The organism is Nocardioides sp. Soil774 (genome assembly GCF_001428125.1).
Lineage (GTDB): Bacteria > Actinomycetota > Actinomycetes > Propionibacteriales > Nocardioidaceae > Nocardioides.
In genome coordinates this window covers 1-22434 of record NZ_LMSM01000002.1, presented here as the reverse complement: position 1 = coordinate 22434, position 22434 = coordinate 1, and the positions used below count along the sequence as shown (strand labels likewise).

General features: G+C 73.0%; 20 protein-coding genes. 6 read left to right on the top strand and 14 right to left on the bottom strand.

Translation table 11 applies throughout. The features are described 5' to 3' along the window. The 6 genes from ASG76_RS02415 to ASG76_RS02390 all read right to left on the bottom strand — a co-directional run bounded on the left by ASG76_RS02415 (position 1) and on the right by ASG76_RS02390 (position 7212). The gene (locus tag ASG76_RS02415) at positions 1 to 1371 is read right to left on the bottom strand and encodes an MFS transporter (protein ID WP_056599586.1); all 1371 of its coding nucleotides are present in this window, start codon (positions 1369 to 1371) and stop codon (positions 1 to 3) included. A 65-nt stretch (positions 1372 to 1436) separates the two neighbouring features. Next, on the bottom strand, positions 1437 to 2207 hold the full coding sequence (locus ASG76_RS02410) for a 3-hydroxybutyrate dehydrogenase (RefSeq protein ID WP_200948038.1): 771 nt from the start codon (positions 2205 to 2207) through the stop codon (positions 1437 to 1439). 96 nt (positions 2208 to 2303) lie between these two features. Next, entirely contained in the window at positions 2304 to 4139 is a 1836-nt protein-coding gene (locus ASG76_RS02405; protein WP_235529377.1) for a helix-turn-helix domain-containing protein, read from the bottom strand. Positions 4140 to 4173: 34 nt separating this feature from the next. Then, entirely contained in the window at positions 4174 to 5286 is a 1113-nt protein-coding gene (locus ASG76_RS19715) for an RDD family protein (RefSeq protein WP_056599577.1), read from the bottom strand. Between the two features lie 7 nt (positions 5287 to 5293). After that, positions 5294 to 6400, bottom strand: coding sequence for an FHA domain-containing protein (locus ASG76_RS02395; RefSeq protein ID WP_056599574.1), 1107 nt, complete (start codon positions 6398 to 6400; stop codon positions 5294 to 5296). After that, complete coding sequence (locus tag ASG76_RS02390) at positions 6397 to 7212, bottom strand: PP2C family protein-serine/threonine phosphatase (protein WP_056599570.1); 816 nt, start codon at positions 7210 to 7212, stop codon at positions 6397 to 6399. Before ASG76_RS02390 ends, ASG76_RS02395 begins: the two co-directional genes overlap by 4 nt. A 69-nt stretch (positions 7213 to 7281) precedes the next feature. On the opposite strand from ASG76_RS02390, the gene ASG76_RS02385 reads away from it, so the two are divergent. Genes ASG76_RS02385 through ASG76_RS02375 form a run of 3 tightly spaced genes read left to right on the top strand, consistent with a single transcriptional unit; the run spans position 7282 to position 11754 of the window. Further along, positions 7282 to 9549, top strand: coding sequence for a helicase C-terminal domain-containing protein (locus tag ASG76_RS02385; protein ID WP_056599567.1), 2268 nt, complete (start codon positions 7282 to 7284; stop codon positions 9547 to 9549). 34 nt (positions 9550 to 9583) lie between these two features. Beyond that, a complete protein-coding gene (locus ASG76_RS02380; RefSeq protein WP_056599564.1) occupies positions 9584 to 10108 on the top strand; it encodes a CGNR zinc finger domain-containing protein in 525 nt (174 codons plus the stop codon). Then, positions 10105 to 11754 carry a DNA repair helicase XPB gene (locus tag ASG76_RS02375; protein WP_056599561.1) on the top strand — a complete coding sequence of 550 codons (1650 nt, stop codon included), beginning with the start codon at positions 10105 to 10107 and terminating at the stop codon, positions 11752 to 11754. The genes ASG76_RS02380 and ASG76_RS02375 overlap by 4 nt, the downstream gene beginning before the upstream one ends. A gap of 52 nt (positions 11755 to 11806) precedes the next feature. Here the strand turns inward: ASG76_RS02375 and ASG76_RS02370 are convergent, their stop codons facing one another. Next, positions 11807 to 12847 (bottom strand): NAD(P)-dependent alcohol dehydrogenase, encoded by a 1041-nt coding sequence (locus tag ASG76_RS02370; RefSeq protein WP_056599558.1) that lies wholly within the window; start codon positions 12845 to 12847, stop codon positions 11807 to 11809. 61 nt (positions 12848 to 12908) lie between these two features. Then, entirely contained in the window at positions 12909 to 13370 is a 462-nt protein-coding gene (locus ASG76_RS02365) for a MerR family transcriptional regulator (protein ID WP_056599553.1), read from the bottom strand. 79 nt (positions 13371 to 13449) lie between these two features. Between ASG76_RS02365 and ASG76_RS02360 the strand changes: the two genes are divergently transcribed. Beyond that, positions 13450 to 14328: an oxygenase MpaB family protein gene (locus ASG76_RS02360; protein WP_200948037.1), complete on the top strand. Its 879-nt coding sequence runs from the start codon at positions 13450 to 13452 to the stop codon at positions 14326 to 14328. Continuing rightward, complete coding sequence (locus tag ASG76_RS02355; RefSeq protein ID WP_056599546.1) at positions 14325 to 14909, top strand: hypothetical protein; 585 nt, start codon at positions 14325 to 14327, stop codon at positions 14907 to 14909. Before ASG76_RS02360 ends, ASG76_RS02355 begins: the two co-directional genes overlap by 4 nt. Before the next feature lie 7 nt (positions 14910 to 14916). Here ASG76_RS02355 and ASG76_RS02350 read toward each other — a convergent pair whose 3' ends face one another. Beyond that, entirely contained in the window at positions 14917 to 15639 is a 723-nt protein-coding gene (locus ASG76_RS02350) for a GntR family transcriptional regulator (protein ID WP_056599542.1), read from the bottom strand. Between the two features lie 131 nt (positions 15640 to 15770). Between ASG76_RS02350 and ASG76_RS02345 the strand changes: the two genes are divergently transcribed. After that, positions 15771 to 16379, top strand: coding sequence for an alpha-ketoglutarate-dependent dioxygenase AlkB (locus ASG76_RS02345; protein ID WP_056599539.1), 609 nt, complete (start codon positions 15771 to 15773; stop codon positions 16377 to 16379). Positions 16380 to 16383: 4 nt separating this feature from the next. Here the strand turns inward: ASG76_RS02345 and ASG76_RS02340 are convergent, their stop codons facing one another. The 5 genes from ASG76_RS02340 to ASG76_RS02320 form a co-directional block, all read right to left on the bottom strand. Then, positions 16384 to 17070, bottom strand: coding sequence for an SRPBCC family protein (locus ASG76_RS02340; RefSeq protein ID WP_056599536.1), 687 nt, complete (start codon positions 17068 to 17070; stop codon positions 16384 to 16386). A 4-nt stretch (positions 17071 to 17074) separates the two neighbouring features. After that, positions 17075 to 17920, bottom strand: a complete 846-nt coding sequence (locus ASG76_RS02335; protein ID WP_056599534.1) for an FAD binding domain-containing protein — start codon at positions 17918 to 17920, stop codon at positions 17075 to 17077. Next, positions 17917 to 20385, bottom strand: coding sequence for a xanthine dehydrogenase family protein molybdopterin-binding subunit (locus ASG76_RS02330; protein ID WP_056599531.1), 2469 nt, complete (start codon positions 20383 to 20385; stop codon positions 17917 to 17919). Before ASG76_RS02330 ends, ASG76_RS02335 begins: the two co-directional genes overlap by 4 nt. Beyond that, the gene (locus tag ASG76_RS02325) at positions 20382 to 20864 is read right to left on the bottom strand and encodes a (2Fe-2S)-binding protein (RefSeq protein WP_056599528.1); all 483 of its coding nucleotides are present in this window, start codon (positions 20862 to 20864) and stop codon (positions 20382 to 20384) included. Before ASG76_RS02325 ends, ASG76_RS02330 begins: the two co-directional genes overlap by 4 nt. Before the next feature lie 102 nt (positions 20865 to 20966). After that, entirely contained in the window at positions 20967 to 22190 is a 1224-nt protein-coding gene (locus tag ASG76_RS02320) for a histidine kinase (RefSeq protein WP_056599525.1), read from the bottom strand. Positions 22191 to 22434 lie beyond the last annotated feature (244 nt).

Genomic DNA, 22434 nt, shown 5'->3' with positions numbered 1-22434 from the left:
TCAGTGCTCGAGCACCCGGTCGTGGCGCAACGAGGTCGCCCTGGTCTCCTTGGCGAACAGCACCGCGACGATGGTGATCACCGACGCGATCGTCATGTAGATCGCCACCTTGTGGACGTTGGCCGTGCCTTCGCTCGCACTGCCGAGCAGGTCGATCGCGATGATCGGGGCGAGCGCGCCGGCGAAGATCGAGGCCAGCTGGTAGCCGACCGAGGCACCGGTGTAGCGCACCGAGGTGCCGAAGAGCTCGGAGAAGAACGCCGCCTGCGGGGAGTACATCAGGGCGTGCAGGACCAGGCCGACGCAGATGGCGAGGATGATCTTGCCCTCCGAGCGCGAGGCGATGAGGTCGAAGAAGATCCACGACCACGCCGCGACACCGACGGCGCCGACGAGGTAGAGCGGGCGGCGCCCGACCCGGTCGCTGAGCGCGCCGACGAGCGGGATGGTGATGAAGTGCACCACCGCGCCGATGAGCAGGGCCTTGAGGATGAGCGGCTTGTCGTCGGCGGTGCCGGCGTAGAGGGTGAGGAACGAGATCGAGATGATCGTGAAGAGGTAGTAGGAGATGTTTTCCGCCATCCGCATGCCCATGGCCACGAAGACCTCCTTGGGATACTTGCGGAAGACCTCGACCAGCGGCAGGTGCGCCTTCTCCTTGGTCGCCAGCTCGGCCTTCGCGTCGGCGAACACCGGCGACTCCTCGATGGAGAGCCGCACCCACAGGCCCACGGCGACCAGCACCGCGCTCAGCAGGAACGGGATGCGCCAGCCCCACGCGTTGAACGCGTCGTCGGACTGCACGGCGGCGAGGATCCAGAGCACGCCGGTGGCGAGCAGGTTGCCCAGCGCGACGCCGGCCTGGGGCCACGAGGACCAGAAGCCGCGCTGCGAGTCGTCGCCGTGCTCGGCGGCCATCAGCACCGCGCCGCCCCACTCGCCACCGACGGCGAAGCCCTGGAGGAGTCGGCAGAGCAGCAGGAGCAGCGGTGCCGCCACACCGATCGCCTCGAAGGTCGGCAGCAGGCCGATCGCGAAGGTGGCCACGCCCATCAGGAAGAGCGAGAACACCAGCATCTTCTTGCGCCCGACCCGGTCGCCGAAGTGGCCGAAGACCACGCCGCCCAGGGGGCGCGCGACGAAGCCGAGCGCGTAGGTGCCGAACGCCAGCAGCGTGGCGGTGGCGGGCTCGCTCTCGGGGAAGAACAGCGTGCCGAAGACGAGCGCGGCGGCCGAGCCGTAGAGGAAGAAGTCATACCACTCGACGGCGGTGCCGACCAGGGACGCGAAGACGACCTTGACGATGCTGGTGCGCTGGGGCGGCGTGCCCGAGGCTCCCGTCGCGGTCGTGGTGGAGGTGTCGGTGGACATGACGTGCCTTTCCTAGGGGGTGCGGAGCGGAGTGCGTGGAGGGAGTACGTGGAGGGAGTACGGGGTCAGGCGGCGGTCCAGCCGCCGTCGAGGCTCAGGGACGAGCCGGTCATCGAGGTCGCCGCGGGGCTGCACAGGAAGGCGACAGCGTCGGCGACCTCCTCGGGCTCGACGAGCCGCTTGAGGGGGGTGCGGGCCAGCAGGACCGTGTCGAGCACCTCGTCCTCGGCGATGCCGTGGCTGCGGGCCTGGTCGGCGAGCTGGCCCTCGACCAGCGGCGTACGGACGTAGCCGGGGCACACGGTGTTGCTGGTGACGCCCTTGTCGGCGGCCTCCAGCGCGATGACCTTCGACAGCCCCTCGAGACCGTGCTTGGCGCTGACGTAGGCCGACTTGTATGCCGACGCGCGGTGGCCGTGGACGCTGGACACGTGGACGAGCCGGCCCCAGCCCCGGGCGTACATGCCCGGCAGGACGTGACGGGCCAGGAGGAAGGGGGCGTGCAGCATCAGCGCGTGGATCGTGCGGAACCGCTCCGGGTCGAAGTCCTCGATCGGGGCGACGTGCTGGATGCCGGCGTTGTTGACCAGGACGTCGACCTCGAGGTCGAGGCCCTCGATGGCGGCGGGATCGGTGAGGTCCACGACGTGCGCGGTGCCGTGCACCTGCTCGGCGACCTCGGCGACCCCCTCGGCGTCGCGGTCGAGGAGGTGCACCTCGGCGCCGCTCTCGGCGAGCCGGGCCGCGACGGCAGCGCCGATGCCGCTGGCGGCCCCCGTCACCAGGGCACGACGGCCGCGGAGGGTGAGGGCACTCGAGTGGCTCGGGGTGGTCATGGGCATCACCGTAGGGAGCGGAGTGACGCACGGCACATGGTCTAGACGCCCACACTTGGGGCCTGACCGTGTGTATCCAACCCATGCCTGGGCGGCTCAGCCCTCCTGCAGCCGCGCCAGGCGGAGCGCGAGCTGGAGGTCGAGGGCGCGCGCCGGGTCGCGCCACCCCGGTCCCAGGAGCTCGGCGACCCGCTCGAGCCGCTGGGTCACCGTGTTGGGGTGGACGTGCAGCGCGGAGGCCGTCTCGCGCAGCCGGCCCCCGGTGGCGAACCACGCTTCCAGGGTGCCCACCAGGGCGGTCCCCCGTCGCGCGTCCCACGCGCGGACGGGTCCGACCATCGCCTCCACGAACGCCGTCACGTGCTCGGGGTCGTTGTCGCCGAGCAGCAGCCGGGCCACCCCCAGCCCCGCCGGGTCGCTGACCTCGCCCCGGCGCCCGAGGCGCAGCAGCGTGTCGAGGCAACGCCGGGCCTCGGCGTGGGCGGCGACCAGCCGGTCCCCGTGCAGCGCGTCGTGCGTGCCCGCGACACCCACCGTCGCCGTGCCTCCCTCGGCCGTCACCACGGCCTGCAGCTCGGCTCCGACGCGCAACGGGTCCTGCCCCGGCACGACCAGCACCACCGCGCCCCGGTGCTCCCCGGCCAGGCCCGACATCCGTCGCGCCGTCGCCACGGCGGCGCGGCTGGCCCGGTGCCGGTCGGCGTCGTCGACCACGGCTGCCGCCACCACGACCGGGCCGTCGAGGCTCGCGCCGTGTCGGCGTACGCGCTCGCGCAGGCGTCCGCGCGCCCCCTCGTCGGCGTCGAGGAGGTCCACCAGCAGCTGGCCACCGAGACGCTCCTCGGCATCGATGACGGAGCGGGCGAAGAGCAGGACCAGCGCGGTGACCAGCGCGCCGCGCTCGAGCGTACGACGCCCGGCGAGGTCGAGCCGGTCGTCGCGGCGCAGCACCAGGGTGGCGACGTGCTCGGTGCCGGCGAGCGCGGCCGCGACGACACCCCCGTCGACGGCCACCGAGCGACCGGACACCACCGCGCCCGCCACGGCGTCGGTCCAGGCCAGCCCGGGGTCGTCACCGGCCAGCAGCTCGCCGGCGGCCGAGAAGATCGCCGCGTCGCCGTCGAGGACCCCGGAGAGCACCTCTGCCACCTCGGCGACTCCCCCGCCGTGGAGCAGCAGGTCGGTGAGCCGGTCGTGCGCCAGCGCTGCCGCGTCGACCGCCTCGGTGTGGCGGGTCAGCGAGCGGTTGGCCTCGTCGAGCTCGGCGAAGAGACGCGCGTTCTCCAGCGCCACGACCGCGTGGGCGGCGAACGACGTCAGCAGGCTGATCTCGGACTGCGGGAAGCGGCGCACGGACCGGTGCACGGCCAGCAGGGCACCGATCACGACCCCGTCGAGCACCAGCGGCACCCCGAGGATGGCGCGGATCTGCTCCCCCGCCACCGCCTCGTCGATGAACCCGCGGCGCACGAACCGCTCGTCGGTGGAGTAGTCCTCGGTGAAGTAGGCCGCACCCGTCTGGGCGACCAGGCCGAGCAGCCCGGTGCCCAGAGGCAGGCGCAGGTTCTGGAACTCGCGGGTGAGCGCGCCGTCGGTCACCTTCATGAACGAGGCCCCGTCGTCCTCGTCGTTGAGCGAGAGGTAGGTCATGTCGCAGTGCAGGAGCTGGCGCGCGCGCCGCACGATGGCGGCGAGGATCGTGTCGACGTCGCGGATCGCGGTGAGGTCGGAGGCCGTCTCGTAGAGCGCCGAGAGCTCCGCCTCGCGCGAGCGCATCCGGGACATCAGGTCGCGCAGGCGCAGCGCGACGTCGTAGTCCGCGCGCACACGTGCCGCACCGGCCTCGTCGAGGCCTCGCGAGGCCTGGGCCAGGTGCTCGTCGAAGGCAGCGAGGGGAGCCTCGTCGTAGAGCAGGTCGAGGAAGGTCGCCACGCGCACATCCTGCCCCGCGCTCGGCCCGACCGCGTCAGCGCTCGCGGGAGATGACCATCTCGCGGTCGCCGTAGACGACCTTGTCGCCGTCGAGGAGTGCCGCCGGCTTGCCCGGGGCGAGCTGGCGCGACACGCCCTGACGGACCAGCACGGTGCCGTTGGTGGACCCACGGTCCATCACCACCAGGGTGCCGTCGGGGGCGGGGCCGAACTGGGCGTGGGTCTTCGACACCGACATGTCGGCGGACGTCAGCGGGATGAGGTGCGCCACCTGCTCGCCGCTGCGCGCCTCGGGGCGCCGGCCGACCAGCGCGAGGCCGGCGACCACGAAGCTCTCCCCGTTGTCGAAGTGCACCCGCCAGCGGGGCAGTGCTGCCGGGGGCGGAGCGTGGCGCGGTGCCGGGGGCGGCATCCGCTGCGGCGGCGTCACGGGATGGTGCGGCGCGGCCGGTGGGCGCTGCTGCACGGGGGCGGCATGGGGGGCGGGCGGTGCCGGGACGGGAGGTGCGGCGACCGGCGGCGCGGGCGGGGCGGCCACCACGTCGGCCGGCAGCGGCTGGCGCCGCATGGACTGCTCGGAGCGCTCCGGGGTGGGCACGGCCTCCACCGGGGGTGCGGGGATGAGCCGCATGGCGGTGAGGTTGACGATGTGGCGCGGACCCTCGTCGTCCCCTGTGTCGGCCGCCTCCACCGCGGGGCGTACGTCGACCACGACGGTGTGGGCCAGGTGGTCGTGCCACCCGCGTCGCTGGCGGCCGCGGTCCTCGACGGCCGTCCAGGCAAGGGTGGCCACACCGATGCCGAAGGTGGGCAGGCCGGCGACACCGAGGACGAGCGAGCGCAGCAGGGCCGGTCCCACGCCGATCGGGGTGCCGGTGCCGTGGTGCACGACGCGCAGGCCGGTCATCGCCTTGCCGGGCGAGGTGCCCGTGACGCCCAGCACGACCGCGAGGACGAGCCAGAGCACGACCATCGCACCGGCGACGGCGCCGGCGACGGTCCAGGGATCGTCGGAGACGAGGAGCGCGGTGCCGGCACCGACGAGGCCGAGGAGGCCCCAGGCCAGCAGCCGGTCGACGGCGAAGGCGGTGAACCGCCGCTCGAGCTGGGCGATCGGATAGGTCGGGGAGTGGGGGTGCTGGGTCACGGCGGTGTCAGGCGTTGGTGACCTGGATGGTGACGCCGTCGCCGAGGTCGAGGACGGCACCCGGGATCAGGCTCACCGCGATGCCGGGGGTGAGCTCCTCGGGGTCGAGGCCGGGCTGGGCGAGCACGGTGCCGTTGGTCGAGCCGAGGTCGGTGACGATCGCCGAGCCGTGGTCGGCGCCGGCACCGGGACGGATCTCGAGGTGCGTCGAGGAGATCTCCTGCTGCGGGCTGGCCACGGTGACGACGTGCGGCTGGTCGTGGGAGGCGAAGCGACGGGCCTCGGGCGCACGACCGACGAGCACCGCGCGGTCGACCGCGACCACGTCACCGGTCGAGAAGACCAGCGAGGCCACGGGCTGCGACACCACCGACGGCGCCATCTCCTGGCCGGGGATCGGTGGCCGGTCGAAGTCGGGGACCGGGACGCCGACCTGGGTCTGGCCGTCACGGTCGGACCAGTCGTCCTGCACTACCGGGGTCTCACCGGTCGGGGTCGGGTCGTCGCCGGGCTCACCGAAGTGGAGCGGCGCGGCCGCGACCGGCTCCGGCGCCGCCTGCGGCTCCGGCTCGACGGCCTCGGGCTCCGGCTCCGGCTCCGGCTCGGGGTCGGGCACGGATGCGGCGACCGGCTCGGGCTCGGGGCGGGCCTCGGGCTCGGCCTGCGCCTCCGTGGCGGTCGCATGTGCGGGGGCGCCGAACTCCACGGCCGACACGCGCGCCAGCCCGGGGGTCAGCACGTGCTCGACCGCACCGTCGCCGGTGAGCGTGACCCGGACGCTGGTCACGCCGGTGACGACCCGCTCCGCCCAGGTCGTGCCGGCGGTCGCGCTGACGATCTCCTCGCCGGAGCCCGACGAGACCGCGGCGCTCGGCGCGCCACGCACGATCAGCCGGGTCGTGTCGTCGCCGTGGGCGACGAGCGCGAAGTGGTCGAGGGAGGACAGGCCGCCCGCGAGCAGCGCGTCGAGCACGGCGTCGAGGTCGGCACCGGAGTCGGCGAGGTCCCACAGCTGGGCGACCCGGCCGCGCTGGCTCCCGGGCAGCAGGACGGTGGCGTGGTCGCCGACGACGGCGTACCAGTCCCCCGTCGCGAACCTGGCCTCTGTGCTCACAGTCGTCCCCCCAGCTTCGATTCGAGACTCTGCAGCTGGCGCTGGGAGTCATAGGTCGCGTCCTTGACCAATCCCACCACATCGACCACGACGGCCGTGGCGTTGTCGCGACCGCCGGCCGCCACCGCGGCGCGCACCAGTCGGTCGGCTGCGTCACGCGGGTCGGCGACCGTCTCGAGGATGTCCTCGATGACGGCGTCGTCGATCATCCCGGTGATGCCGTCGCTGCAGAGCAGGAGGCGCTCGACCGACCCGAGCGGCAGCAGGAAGAAGTCGGGCTCGATGCCTTCCGGGCTGCCCAGGGCACGGGTGATCACGTGGCGCTCGGGGTGGACCGCGGCCTCCTGCTCGGTGATCCGGCCCGCGTCGATGAGCTCCTGCACGACCGAGTGGTCGACGCTGACCTGCTCGAGGCACCCCTCGGTGATCCGGTAGATCCGGGAGTCGCCGAGGTTGGCCAGCAGCCACTTCGCGACCCCGTGGTCGTCGACGAGCACCGCCACCACCGCCGTGGTGCCGGCGTGCCACCCGGGCTGCAGCGCGCGGTGGGCGTTGCCGTAGTCGACGATGCGCGCCTGGGCGCGGGCGAACGCGTCCGCGACGTGCTCGGCACCGCGAGTGGGGTCGTAGACCTCGACGAGTCGCTGGAACTCCTCGACCACCATCTGGCTGGCCACGTCACCGCCGGAGTGCCCGCCCATGCCGTCGGCGACGACGAAGATGGGCGGCGCCACCAGGTAGGAGTCCTCGTTGACCTTGCGCACCAGGCCGACGTCGGTCGCCGCCCCGTGGTGGAGATCGACGTTCTTCATGCCCGGCCCTCTTCGCCCCGTGTCGAGATGTGGGACGGCGGCGCCGACCCGGCGAGTAGCGTAAGAGGGATGTCCAGCTCAGGGCGCACGACACCCGCACGCACGCTCGCCGACCAGCTCCGCGGCTGGTCCGACGAGCGACTCGTCGCACTGCTCGCCGCCCGTCCCGACCTCGCCACTCCAGCCCCTCAGGATTCCTCGCAGCTGGCCTCGCGGGCTGCCACACGTTCGTCGATCCACCGCGCCCTCGACGGCCTGGACCGTCTGGAACTTTCCGTGCTTGATGCCCTGCTGGTTGCAGGTCAAACCACTTCGGCGCAGCTGATCTCGATCGTGCACGCCGACCCCACCCGTACGGCGGCCGCGCTCCAGCGGCTGCTCGACCTCGCCCTGGCCTGGGAGACCCCCGGCGGCGTGCGCGCGCTGAGCGGGGTGGCCGATGCCATGCGCGGCGTGCCCGGGGTCGCGAGCGGTCTCCGGCCGGTCAGCCCCGAGCCCCTCACCGACGACGAGGTGCGGGCCCGGCTCGCCGAGCTGAGCCCCGCCGCGGCCGCCCTGCTGCGCCACGTCGACGAGCACGGCGGCGAGGGCACGACGGGGGCTGCGCGACGCACGGTGTCGCCTCGCGACGCGCGCTCGCCCGCCGAGGAGCTGCTCAGCCGCCGGCTGCTGGTCCCGCGCGAGGGCAGCTCGGTCGTGCTGCCCGGCGAGGTCGGGCTCGCCCTGCGCGGCGGACGCACCACGGTCGAGCCGGTCGACGACGTGCCCGCGCTGGCCACGTCGTCGCGCGACGCCTCCCTGGTGGCCCGCAGCGCGGCCGGCGCGGCCTTCGACGTCGTACGCCGTGTGGAGCTGCTGCTCGACCACTGGGGCGTGGCGCCGCCGAGCGTGCTGCGCAGCGGCGGGCTGGCGGTGCGCGACCTGAAGGCGGTGGCGCGCGAGCTGCACGTCGAGGAGGCGGAGGCGGCGCTGGTGGTCGAGGTGGCCCTGTCGGCCGGCCTCATCGCGGAGGCCGCGGTCGCCGACGGGACGCCGTCGTGGCTGCCCACCGACGAGTTCGACGTCTGGTCGGGGCTGCCGACCTCCGGGCGCTGGGCGCGCCTGGTCGCCGGCTGGCTCGCGAGCAGCCGGGTGCCGTCCCTGGTGGGGTCGCGCGACGCCGCCGGGAAGTCGTGGAACGCCCTGGCACCCGAGCTCTCCAGCGGGCTGGCCGAGGAGGCCCGCCGCCTGGCCCTGCACGTGCTCTCCGAGGTGCCCGAGGGCGAGGTGCTCGCCGCCGGCACCGGCACCGCCTCGCTGGTGGGGCGCGTGGCGTGGCTGCGACCGCGCCGGCCCACGATCTTCGGAGAGCTGGTCGACGCCGCGCTCACAGAGGCCGCGGTGCTCGGCGTCACCGGTGCCGGCGGCCTGCCCCCGAGCGGCCGGCTGGTGGCCGAGGGCGACCTCGGAGCGGCGGCCGCGGCACTCGACCCGCACCTGCCGCGACCGGTGGACCACGTCCTGCTCCAGGCCGACCTGACGGCCGTGGCCCCCGGTCCGCTCGAGACCGAGGTCGCCCGCCGCCTGCACCTGCTCGCCGACGTCGAGTCGCGCGGTGGCGCCACGGTCTACCGCTTCACCCCGGGCTCGCTGCGCCGCGGCTTCGACGCCGGGTGGTCGGCGCTGGAGGTGCGCGACTTCCTCACCTCGGTCTCCCAGACCCCGGTGCCGCAGCCGCTGGAGTTCCTCGTCGACGACGTCGCGCGCACCTTCGGCAGCGTGCGGGTCGGGCACGCGGAGGCCTTCCTGCGCGCCGACGACGAGGCCGCGCTCGCGGCGCTGGTCCACGACCCACGGGCCCGCACGCTGGGGCTGCGGCTGCTCGCGCCGACCGTCGCCATCGCGACGTCACCGCTCGACGTCCTGCTCCCCCGCCTGCGCGAGCTCGGCGCGGCGCCGGTGGTCGAGGCGGCCGACGGCACGGTGCGGGTCAGCCGGCCCGACCTGCTGCGCGCCCGCACCCGGCGCGGACGCCGCCCGGCCGGCGCCGTGGCCGCACGCCAGGTCGCCCAGGTGCAGGCGGTGGCCACCGCCATCCGCGCCGGCGACCGTGCGGAGTCCTCGCGTCCCGCGACGCTCGCGACCACCACCCCCTCGGGCGCGCTGGCGGCGCTGCGCGAGGCGATCGAGGCCGGCAGCACGGTGGTGATCGGCTACGTCGACAACCACGGCGCGACGGGCGAGCGGGTCGTCGACCCACGTCGCCTCGACGGCGGACGGCTCTCGGCGTACGACCACCGCGCCGACGACGTGCGCGACTTCGCAGTGCACCGGATCACAGGCGTGCGACCGGCCTGAGACCCCGGCGTGCGCCGCTCCGTAGACTGGAGCGGTGGACTTCATCCGCTACGCCGAGCGCGCCGCCGCGCTCGTGAACGCCGACCTGCCGGACGAGGCGGCGCTCCAGGAGCACCTCGCCGACCGGTCGTGGCTGCACCGCTCGGTGGTGTCGGGCGACGCGGCGTCGCTGCAGTCCTTCCAGTCCGAGCTGCGCCCCGTCTTCGAGGCGTCCGACGACGATGACGTGCCGCTGCTGGTGAGCCGGCTCAACGACCTCCTGGCCCACCACCCGGTCACCCCGATGATCTCCGACCACGACCCGGCCAACCTCCACATGCACGTGACCAACCGGGCCTCGTCGGTCGCCGAGCTGCTGGTCGCCGAAGCCCTGATGGGCCTGGCCAACCTGGTGTGCGACCTCGGCGCGACCCGCCTCGGCACCTGCTCGGAGGCCAGGTGCGACAACGTCTACGTCGACACCTCCCCCAACCAGTCGCGCCGCTACTGCTCCGACCGCTGCTCCTCGCGCGCCAACGTCGCGGCCTTCCGGGCCCGGCAGAAGGCAGCCTCCGCGTGAACGACGGCCCCCTCATCGTCCAGTCCGACAAGACGCTGCTGCTCGAGGTCGACCACCCCTCGGCGCCCGACGCGCGCAAGGCGATCGCCCCCTTCGCCGAGCTCGAGCGCTCGCCCGAGCACATCCACACCTACCGCCTCACCCCGCTGGGCCTCTGGAACGCCCGCGCCGCCGGCCACGACGCCGAGCAGGTCGTCGACGCGCTGCTGACCTGGAGCCGCTACGCCGTCCCGCACGCGCTGCTCGTCGACGTCGCCGAGACGATGGGTCGCTACGGCCGGCTCCGGCTGGAGAAGCACCCGGTGCACGGCCTGGTGCTGTCGAGCACCGACCGCCCGGTGCTCGAGGAGGTGCTGCGGGCCAAGAAGATCGCGGGCATGGTCGGCGCGCGGCTCGACGACGACAGCGTGGCCGTGCACCCCAGCGAGCGCGGCAACCTCAAGCAGGCGCTGCTCAAGCTGGGCTGGCCGGCCGAGGACTTCGCCGGCTACGTCGACGGCGAGGCCCACGCCATCGACCTCGCCGAGGACGAGTGGACGCTGCGCCCCTACCAGCGTGAGGCGGCGCAGTCGTTCTGGGACGGCGGGTCGGGCGTGGTCGTGCTGCCCTGCGGCGCCGGCAAGACCCTCGTCGGCGCGGCCTCGATGGCGCACGCGCAGGCCACCACGCTGATCCTGGTCACCAACACCGTCAGCGCGCGGCAGTGGAAGGACGAGCTGGTCGCGCGCACGTCGCTGACCGCGGACGAGATCGGGGAGTACTCCGGCGCAGTCAAGGAGATCCGCCCGGTCACCATCGCGACCTACCAGGTGCTGACGACGAAGCGGAAGGGCGTCTACCCCCACCTCGAGCTGCTCGACGCGCGCGACTGGGGCCTCATCGTCTACGACGAGGTGCACCTGCTGCCCGCCCCGATCTTCCGGATGACCGCCGACCTGCAGGCCCGCCGCCGCCTGGGGCTCACCGCCACGCTCGTGCGCGAGGACGGCCGCGAGGGCGAGGTGTTCTCCCTCATCGGCCCCAAGCGCTACGACGCGCCGTGGAAGGACATCGAGGCGCAGGGCTACATCGCACCTGCCGACTGCGTCGAGGTGCGGGTCACCCTGCCCGACGGCGAGCGGCTGGCGTACGCCACGAGCGACCCCGACACCCGCTACCGCCTCGCGTCGTGCACCCACGCCAAGATCGACGTCGTACGCGACCTGGTGCGGCAGCACGCCGGGCAGCCGACGCTGGTGATCGGGCAGTACATCGACCAGCTCGACGAGATCGCCGCGATGCTCGACGCACCCGTCATCAAGGGCGAGACACCGGTCAAGGAGCGCCAGAGGCTCTTCAACGCCTTCCGCGCAGGCGAGATCGGGCTGCTGGTGGTCAGCAAGGTCGCCAACTTCTCCATCGACCTGCCCTCGGCCGAGGTGGCGATCCAGGTGAGCGGCTCCTTCGGGTCGCGCCAGGAGGAGGCGCAGCGCCTCGGCCGGCTGCTGCGACCCAAGACCGAGGGCCGCAGCGCGCACTTCTACACGATCGTCTCGCGCGACACCGTCGACGCCGACTTCGCGCAGAACCGCCAGCGGTTCCTCGCCGAGCAGGGCTACGCCTACCGCATCATCGACGCCGGCGACCTCACGGCCGAGTCGAGCTGAACAGTGGAGCCCGGGGCCGCTAGGTCGGTCCCCGGGCTCCACTGATCGGCCGTCAGCCCAGCGTGCTGCTGTCGATCACGAAGCGGTAGCGCACGTCGGAGGCGAGCACGCGCTCGTAGGCCTCGTTGACCTGGTCGGCGCGGATGACCTCGACCTCGCTCACGATGCCGTGCTCGGCGCAGAAGTCGAGCATCTCCTGGGTCTCGGCGATGCCGCCGATCATGGAGCCGGCGAAGGTGCGGCGGTTGGAGAGCAGCGAGAACACGTTGAGGCTGAGCGGCTCGGCCGGGGCGCCGACGTTGACCATCGCGCCGTTGACGGCGAGCAGGCCGAGGTAGGCGCTGACGTCGATCTTCGCGCTGACGGTGTTGATGATCAGGTCGAAGGAGTCGGCCAGCGCCTCGAAGGTGTCGGGGTCGCTGGTCGCGAAGTAGTGGTCGGCGCCCAGGCGGAGGCCGTCCTCCTGCTTCTTCAGCGACTGCGAGAGCACCGTGACCTCGGCGCCCATGGCGTGGGCGATCTTGACGGCCATGTGGCCCAGCCCGCCGAGCCCTACGACCGCGACCTTCTTGCCTGGGCCCGCCTGCCAGTGCTTGAGCGGGGAGTACGTCGTGATGCCGGCGCAGAGCAGCGGCGTGGCAGCGGCCGGGTCGAGGGTCTCGGGCACCGACAGGACGTAGTCGGCGTCGACCACGACGTGGGTGGAGTAGCCGCCCTGGGTGGTGGTGCCGTCGCGGTCGGTGGCGGCGTAGGTGCCGATCATGCCCTGGCGGCAGTACTGCTCGTCGCCGGCGCGGCAGCTGTCGCACTCGCCGCACGAGCCGACCATGCAGCCGACGCCGACGCGGTCGCCGACCCGGTGGCGGGACACGTCCGCGCCGACCTCGGTGACGGTGCCGACGATCTCGTGGCCGGGCACGACCGGGAAGGGCTGCGGGCCCCAGTCGCCGTTGACGGTGTGGATGTCGGAGTGGCAGATGCCGGCGTACTCGATGTCGATGAGCACGTCGTTGGCGCCGACCTCGCGGCGCTCGATGGTGGTGGGGGCCAGGGGCTGGCCGGCGGCGGGTGCTGCGTAGGCGTTGACGCGCATGGTGCAGTGCTCCTTCGTGGGGGCGGACGTGGGACGGTGCGGCGCAGGTGCGCCGGTGTGATTAGGCCCGGTCGGCCCGGCGCAGCTCGTCGGCCAGCGCGCGCGCCTGCGACGCGAGCCGCTCGGCTCCGTCGGTGTCGTCGGCGCGCACGGCCTGCCAGTAGGCGATCTTGAGCGCGACGTAGCGCTGGCGCAGGGCCAGCGCGGCCGCCTCGGCCTCGAGTCGGGCCTGCTGCTCCTCGAGCAGCCGCTGCTGGTCAGCGGCGGCGTCTGCGCCGATCCGGTTGTTGGCCATGTAGAGCCGCATGTCACCGATCGACATGCCGGTCGCGGCCAGGCACGAGACCCACATGAGCTGGTCGAGGTCGCCGTCGTCGTAGACGCGGTGACCGCTCCTCGCACCCCGGCCGACCGGTGCGATGACACCGATCTGCTCGTAGTAGCGCAGCGTGCTGGCCGGCAGCCCGGTGAGGGCTGCCGCCTCCTTGATGCTGTAGCTGCGCGGCTGGGCGTGGGTCGTCACTCCATCGACGGTAGGAACTTCGAGTACTCGAAGTCAAAGGAGCGCGGAGTGGCTTTCACCACCCGGCTACATTCGCAGCGTGACCCTCCGCGACCGACTCGGCTCCGAGCTGTTCCGCAAGGTGGCCGGCCCCAACGGCGAGCAGGCCCGCCAGCGCGTGCACGGCACGCCCGGCCCCCGGTGGTTCGCCCCCGACTCCCCGATCGCGCGCGTGCACGGCGACGCGTCGATGTTCGTCGGCGGCATCCGGGCGATCATGCTGCAGTCGTTGCACCCCGCGGCGATGCAGGGCGTGGCTGACCACTCCGGCTACCGCGGCGACATGTGGGGCCGTCTGGCCCAGGTGTCGACCTACATCGCGATGACCACCTTCGGCGCCGAGAAGGACGCCCTCCAGGTCATCCGGGCGGTGCAGCGGGCCCACGAGTCGGTCACGGGGACGATGCCCGACGGCACGCCGTACGCCGCCAACGACCCGCACCTGCTCGGCTGGGTGCACGCAGCCGAGATCGACAGCTTCCTCGCCGCCCACGACCGCTACGGCCAGCGCCGGCTCGTCGGCCCCGAGCGTGACGAGTACGTCGCCCAGGCGGCCGTCGCGGCCGGCCACCTCGGGGTCGTCGACCCGCCCACGTCGGAGGACGAGCTGCGCAGGGTCCTCACCGCCTACGGTCCCGAGCTGCGCGGCACCCCTGCCGCGCACGAGGCGATCCGCTTCCTGCTGCTGCACCCCGACCTCCCGCGGGCGGCCCGCCCGGGCTACCTCTCGCTGGCGAGCGCGGCCATCGCGCTGCTGCCCGCCGAGGCGCGGCGCGAGCTGCGGCTGCCGCCGGTCCCGCCGGTCACCAGCCGGCTGCTGGGCGCCGCCGGCACGCGCACGATCCGCTGGGCGATGGCCTCGGGGCACGAGCAGGCCCGCGAGCTCCAGCGGGCCACGCAGGACGCCGCGCCGGCATGAGCCTCGCCGCGCGGTGGCCGCTCGACGGAGCCACCACCCTGCGCGACGAGCTGCTGGCCGCGTGGGACCGTCCGGGCTACCACGACCTGCTGCACCTCACCGAGGTCCTCGACCGCCTCGACGAGCTCGCCGCCGCTGGCGCGCGCTTCGACGACACCACGACGCGGCTCGCCGCCTGGTTCCACGACGCGGTCTACGACGGAGCGGCCGACGACGAGGAGCGCTCGGCCAGGTGGGCGGAGCGGGCGCTGCCGGCGACGTACGCCGACGAGGTGGCGCGGCTGGTGCGGATGACCGCCCACCACCGACCGGCCGACGACGACCTCGCGGGGTGCGCCCTCAGCGACGCCGACCTCGCGATCCTCGCGGCGCCGCCGCAGCGCTACGCCGCCTACGTCGCCGGCGTGCGTGCCGACTTCGCCCACGTCGGCGACGACGACTTCCGCGCCGGGCGCGCGGCGGTGCTGCGCGACCTCGCGGCGAAGCCGCACCTGTTCCACACCGCGCAGGGTCGCGCACTGTGGGAGCCCGCGGCTCGGGCCAACCTCGAGCGGGAGCTCGGCGAGCTCACCGGCGCGTGACGACGACCTAGCGGTCGGCGAGCTGGAGGTAGACCGTGAAGCGGTCGTGGCGGTAGCAGGTGCGCGAGACCTCGACGATGCGACCGTCGGAGACGGCGCGACGCGCGTGGCGCAGGACCGGGTCTCCCGCGGCGATCTCGAGGATCGCCGCCTCCTCCGCGCTGGCACGGTCGGCGCTGATGGAGTCCTCGACCTCGCTCGGGCGCAGTCCGCGCGCCGCGAGCGCCTCGTAGAGGCTGGTGGGGGTGCCGTGCTGCAGGAAGCCCGGCAGCAGCACCTCGTTGAGGTAGGCGTCCTCGACGCAGACCACGGCCTGGTCGGCGCGACGCAGCCGCCGCCAGTGCAGCACCGGGTCGCCGGGCGAGATGTCGAGCGCACGGGCCACGCCGGGGCCGGCCTGCTCCACGCGCGCGAGCAGCGTCTGCGACTCCGGGAGCATCCCGCGACGGCGGATCTCCTCGGTGAACGAGGTCAGCCGGCCCGCGGTCTTGGGCGGCTGGGCGACGAAGGTGCCGCGGCCGGGGATGCGCTCGAGCAGACCCTCGCCGACCAGGGCGTCGAGGGCCTGGCGCACCGTCATCCGGGCCACGCCGAACCGGGCCACGAGCTCGCGCTCGGACGGCGCCGCCGAGCCCGGCGGCTGCGCCTCGATGAGGCTGCGGACGTGCTCGCGGACCTGCACGTGCTTGAGTGCACGCTGCCTCGGTACGACGACGTCCGCCTGGTCCATACCAGCCAAGATAGGACCGGGCTGTACCGGTGTCCGTGAATTGACGGACTCTGTGGTAAAGCCTTGACGGAACCTGCGGGTTCGCCTCGAGGCATCGAACACAGGTTCGATCGATCGGCTACGATGCGGTGGTGGACTTCCAGACGTCCCTCTTCGCCGACGACGCGGTGACCCCGTCACTCGCGCCCGAGCGACGGGTGCTCTCCCACGGCGCCTGGCTCGACGTGCAGCGCGACTGGCTCGACTCCCCCGACGACGTCTTCGCGGCGCTGGTGGAGCGCGTGCCGTGGCGCTCGGAGCGTCGCGAGATGTACGACGCCGTGGTCGACGTGCCGCGCCTGGTGCACACCTACCACCGCGACGAGCCGCTCCCGCACCCCACGCTCGCGCGTGCCCGCGACGACCTGAGCCGGCACTACCTGCCCGAGCTGGGCGAGCCCTTCGTCAGTGCCGGGTGCTGCTACTACCGCGACGGCCGCGACTCGGTGGCCTGGCACGGCGACACCATCGGGCGCGGCCGCACCGCCGACACGATGGTCGCCATCGTCAGCATCGGCGACCCCAGGCGGTTGGTGCTGCGACCGCGTGGGGGCGGGGCGTCGATCGGGGTGACGATGGGGCACGGCGACCTCGTGGTGATGGGCGGGTCCTGCCAGCGCACCTGGGAGCACGCGGTGCCGAAGGTCGCCCACGCCGGTCCGCGCATCTCGGTGCAGTTCCGCCCCCTGCACGTCTTCTGACGCCTCAGCGCCTGAGCAGCCGCCTCAGCACTGCGACCACGAGCACCGCGGCGAGGGCCTGCTTCCAGTACGACTTGAGCAGCACCGGCAGCACCGCGCTGCCGAGGTCGAGCGTCTCGGCGGGCGGGGGCGGCGGGCGCAGCGGGGTCGGCCGGGGCGGAGGCTGGCTCGCCGGCGGCGCGACCGTCTCCGGCGTACTGGCCTCCCCCTCGCCCGCCACGGGTGCGGCGGCGACGGGCTCGGGCTCGGGCCCCGCGAGCCGCTGCTCGAGGCACGCGACGAACTGCCCGAGCAGCTTGTCGGAGACGTCCTGCATCACCCCGCGCCCGAACTGCGCGGGCTTGCCCGTGATTGCGAGGTCGGTCTCGACCGACACGTCGGTCGAGCCTCCGGCGTCGCTCATGCTGACGGTGACCTTGGCGCCGGCGGTGCCGTTGCCGCGCTTGTCCTTGCCCTTGGCGTCGACCACGAAGCGGTGCGCCTCGGCGTCCTTCTCCACGAAGGTGCCGGACCCGTTGTACTGCAACGCGATCGGGCCCAGCTTGACCTTCACGGAGCCGGAGAAGGAGCTCTCGTCGGCCTCGGTGACCTGGGCGCCGGGGAAGCACTCGGCCACCGACGCGATGTCGTTGAAGTGCGCCCAGGTCTCCTCGACGCCGATGGGGACGGTGAAGCGGTGGTTCAGCTCCATCCGCTCAGGCCCCCGCGGCCTTGAGGACCGCTCGCCCGGTCAGCACCCGCGCGAGGTGCTGGCGGTAGTCGGCGGCGCCGTTGAGGTCCGAGGGCGGGTTGGTGCCCTCGGCGGCAAGCTCCGCGGCAGCGCGTACGCCGTCCTCGGTCGCCGACGCCCCGGCGAGCGCCTGCTCGGTGGCCGTGGCCCGCAGCGGCGTGGAGCCCATGTTGGTCAGGCCCACCCTGGCCTCGTCGATCGAGCCCTTCACGGTCGCGGCGACCGCGACGATCGGCCACTGGTGGGCGACGCGGACGAACTTCTCGTAGTGGGCACCCCAGCCGGTGTGCTTGGGGACGCGCACCTCGGTGAGGATCTCGTCCTCACCGATCGCGGTCTCGAAGAGGTCGACGAAGAAGTCGGACGCCTCGACCGTGCGCGTCCCGCCGGGTCCGGCGATGACGAACTGCGCGCCGAGCGCCAGGGCAGGCGCGCCGAGGTCACCCGCCGGGTCGGCGTGCGCGAGCGCGCCGCCGAAGGTGCCGCGGTGGCGGATCTGCGAGTCGGCCACCTCGGCGGCCGCCTTGGAGATCAGGAGCGCGTGCTCCTTGACCAGCGCGTGGTCACGCACGTCGTGGTGGGTGGTCATCGCGCCGATGACGATGGCGTCGCCGTCGTCTCGGATCCCGCGCAGGGACGCGATGCCGCCGAGGTCGATGACGACCTCGGGCGCGTTGAGCCGCATCCGCAGGACCGGCAGCAGGCTCTGCCCGCCGGCCAGGATCTTGGCGTCGTCACCGTGCTCGCCGAGCGCGGAGAGCGCCTCCTCGACCGACGTGGGTGCGAGGTAGTCGAACTTGACCGGGATCACTGGCCTGCTCCTTCGTCCTGGTTGAGTGCGCCCTCCTGGAAGTGCGGCATGGCGTCCGGCGGGGTGTCGGTCGCACCGCCCGCCCTCGAGCCCTGGATCGCCCGCCAGACCCGCTCCGGGGTGCAGGGCATCTGGATGTCGTTGATGCCCAGGTGGCGGACCGCGTCGACGACGGCGTTGACGACCGCCGGGGTGGACGCGATGGTGCCGGCCTCGCCGACACCCTTGGTGCCGAGCGTGTTGGTGGTGCAGATGCTCGGGTCGTCGGTGTGCACGACGTCGAAGGAGATCGTGTCGGCCGCGGTCGGCAGGAGGTAGTCGACGAACGAGCCGCTCACCAGCGTCCCGGCCTCGTCGTGGACCGCCTCCTCCCAGAGCGCCTGCGCGATGCCCTGCACCAGCCCGCCGTGGACCTGGCCGGCCACGATGAGCGGGTTGATGATCGTGCCGATGTCGTCGCAGCAGGTGTACTTGCGCATCTTGACCGCGCCGGTCTCGGTGTCGACCTCCATGGCGCACAGGTGCGTGCCGTGGGGGTAGTTGAAGTTCACCGGGTCGTAGGTCGCGTCGGCGTCGAGGCTCGGCTCCATGTCCTCGGGGTAGTTGTGCGCCGCGAAGGCAGCCGTCGCCAGCTCCTGGATCGCGACCCCCTGGTCGGTGCCGGCGACCGTGAACCGGCCACCCTTGTACTCGAGGTCGTCCTCGCTGGCCTCGAGCAGGTGGGCGGCGAGGTGCTTGGCCTTGTCGATGACCTTGTCGACGGCCTTGACGAGCGCCTCACCACCGACCACCAGCGAGCGGGAGCCGTAGGTGTCGAGGCCGCGGGGTGCGACCTGGGTGTCGCCGTGCAGCACCTCCACGTCCTCGAACGGCACGCCCAGGCGGTCGGCGACGATCTGGCTGAACGCCGTCTCGTGGCCCTGGCCGTGGGCGCTGGCGCCCGTGACGACCTCCACCTTGCCCAGCGGGGTCATCCGCACGCTCGCGTGCTCCCAGCCGCCGGCGCCGTAGTCGAGGCTGCCGAGCACCCGGCTGGGCGCGAGGCCGCACATCTCGGTGAAGGTGGACACGCCGATGCCGAGCTGCACCCGGTCACCGCGCTCGCGGCGCTCCTTCTGCTCCGCGCGCAGGGCGTCGTAGCCGAAGGACTCCTTGGCCTTCGCGGTCGCGGCCTCGTAGTTGCCGGTGTCGTACTCCAGGCCCGCCACCGTCGTGAACGGGAACTCCTCGTGGGTGATCCAGTTGCGCTCGCGGATCTCCAGCGGGTCGACCCCGACCTCGGCGGCGAGCTCGTCCATCAGCCGCTCGATGGCGTACGTCGCCTCCGGCCGGCCGGCGCCGCGGTAGGCGTCGGTGAAGGTCGTGTTGGTGAGCACCGTCTGGCACTCGAAGCGGTAGGCGGGGAACTTGTAGATCGCGTTGAACATGAACGCGCCCAGCACCGGGACACCCCCGCCGACGATGGCGACGTAGGACCCGAGGTCGGCGTCGAGGTGCACCTTGAGCCCGGTGACCTTGCCGTCCTTGTCGGCCGCGAGGGTCAGGGTCTGCACCTGGTCGCGGCCGTGGTGGGCCGCCATCAGGCTCTCGCTGCGGGTCTCGGTGTACTTCACCGGCTTGGCGAGCCGGCGGGCGACGGCCCAGGCGACCCACTCCTCCGGGGTCACCTGCAGCTTGCCGCCGAAGCCGCCACCCACGTCGGGTGCGATGACGCGGATCTTCGACTCGGGCACGCCGGTGGTGGCCGCCAGGGCGAACCGCAGGATGTGCGGGATCTGGGTGGCCGACCACATCGTGATCTGCTCGCCGGTCGGGTCGACCACGACGCTGCGCGGCTCCATGAAGGCGGGGATCAGCCGCTGCTGGCGGTATTCACGCTCGATGACGATGCCGTTGGCGCGGGCCTCGGTGATGGCAGCCTCGGCATCGGTGCCGGTGCCGGCCTCGCCCGAGTCGAAGACCCACAGCGCCGACTTGTTGGTGCCGAGGTCGGGGTGCGCGAGCACCTGGTCCTCGAGGGCCTTCTTGATGCCGATGACGGCCGGCAGCTCGTCGTACTCCACGTCGACGAGCTCGGCGGCGTCACGTGCCTCGGCGGCGCTGCGCGCCACGACGACGGCGACGATCTCGCCGGCGAAGGCGACCCGGCCGGCGGGCATCGGCGAGTGCACGGGGGTCTTCTGGTCGGGCGTGATCGGCCATGCGTTGATGCACGCGCCGAGCTCCTCGCCGAAGTCCTTGCCGCTCAGCACCGCGACGACGTTGGGCGAGGCCTTGGCCGCCTCGGTGTCGACCGAGGTGATGTTGGCGTGGGCGAAGGGGCTGCGCACCATCGCGAGGTGGAGCATCCCCGGGAGGGTGATGTTGTCGGTCCAGCGGGTGCGGCCGGTGATCAGGCGCTGGTCCTCCTTGCGGCGCCGGTCCTTGCCGATCTCGGCGGCCGGGCGGTCCTGGGTGGCGGTCATGCGGTCGCTCCCTCGGTCTGGCCGGCGGCGTGGAGGACGCTCTGGACGATGTTGTGGTAGCCGGTGCAGCGGCAGAGGTTGCCCTCCATGCCGAGCCGCACCTCCTCCTCGGTGGGGTGGGGGTTCTCCCCCAGCAGGTCGACGGCCTGCATGATCATGCCGGGCGTGCAGAAGCCGCACTGGAGGCCGTGGCACTCGCGGAAGGCCTCCTGCACCGGGTGCAGGTCACCCTCGGCGGTGTCGGCCAGGCCCTCGATCGTCGTCACGGTCCGGCCGTTGGCCTGCACCGCCAGCACGTTGCACGACTTCACGCTCGTGCCGTCGAGGTGCACGGTGCACGCCCCGCAGTTGGAGGTGTCGCACCCGATCACCGTGCCGGTCTTGCCGAGCTTCTCGCGCAGGTACTGCACGAGCAGCATGCGGGGCTCGACGTCGTCGGAGACCGCGGCCCCGTCGACGGTGAGTTCGATCTTGGTCATCTAGCCACTCCCAGGTGAGGTCCAGTGTGAGGCGGGTCACGCTGGGGCCGAACCTAGGTCGCGCTGGTTGGCTGATGGTTGGGGACGGGCTGAGCGGTCTGGTCAGCGTGCGGCGGCGAGCTTGCCCTTGAGCAGGGCCGCGACCGGGTGGTGGACGGGCAGGGCGTCGAGGCAGGCCTCGACGACCGCGGTGTCGTAGGGAGCCAGCTCGCTGTAGCGCAGCACCGCGTCGGGATCGGGGTGGGCGAGGAGGGCCTCGCGCACGCTCACGGCGAGGTAGTCGCCCATCTGCACGAGCTCCGGCGACTCGGTGCCCGGGAGCAGGTCACCGCCGTAGGCGCGCACAGCCGCGCGCACGTCGCCGCGGCGCAGCAGCCGCTGCACCTCCTCCACGTCGGTGGCGACCGGCATGGTGAGGCGGTAGGGGCGCGAGGACAGCTGCCCGGACAGCGCCGCCCGCAGGTGCGACACCTCGGCCTTGAGGGTCGAGGTCGTCACGGCGGAGTCGCCGTAGAGCAGGGAGTGGAGGTGCTCGACCGACAACCCCGCCGGGTGCAGCGCGAGCAGCGCCAGGATCTCGGTCTGGCGCCGGTTGAGCAGCAGCCGCTGACCGTCCAGCCACACCTCCGCGGTGCCGAGCAGCGTCAGCGTCAGCCCGGGCTCGGACGGGCCGACGGCTCCCTGGGGCGTCGTACGACGATCGCGCGGCAGCGCGCCCTCGATGAGCCGCGCCATCACGCGCGCGGTGGCCAGGCCGATGGGGTGGGTGCGGTCCCAGGTGGTCGACAGGTCGATGACGCCCAGCGGACGGCCCGTCACCGGGTCGAAGACCGGGGCTGCCCAGCAGACCCAGTTGTGCACGACCTCGGCGTAGTGCTCGGCACTGAAGACCATCGACGGCGCACCGGTGCGTCCGGCGATCGCGAGCGCGTTGGTGCCGACACTGGCCTCGTCCCAGCGCCCGCCGGGCACGAAGTTGACCGTCTCGGCCTTGCGACGCATCACCCGGCCGCCGTAGGTCCACAGGATGCGGGTCTGCTCGTCGGTGACCGCGATGACGAGGTCGCCGTCCTCGGCGGTGCGGCGCAGCTCGTCCTGCACGCGCTGCACTGCGGTGTGCAGCGGCGAGGTGTTCCAGAAGTCGGCCGTGTCGCCCTCGTCGGCCAGGGGCGCCTCGGTCACCGTCGGCGAGACGACGCCCGAGAGCTGCCAGCTGCGCAGGATCTCGGGGCGCACGGCCTCCCCCTCCTCCTCGCCGGCGGAGACGAAGCGCGTCCAGGCGCGCACCGCGCTCACACGACGGGCGTGCAGGTCATCGCTGGTCATGGCGGCTCCGACGGAGGTCTGCTGGGGTGCGGCAAACCTAGCCCGCGTGTGACGCTCGCAACAGGGAAAGTGTCACGCGCTCGATGTGCGGCGCGGTCCTTGACCGAGTCTCCGGTCTCCCTGCCGGCTCGCTGGGCGGCGACTGTGTGATGTCTCAGGACATCGGTGACAGTTCTGCATCAGGACATCGGTAACAGTTGGTGTCTCAGGACTTCGGTGACTCTTGGGGTGGCTTGGGCGGCAT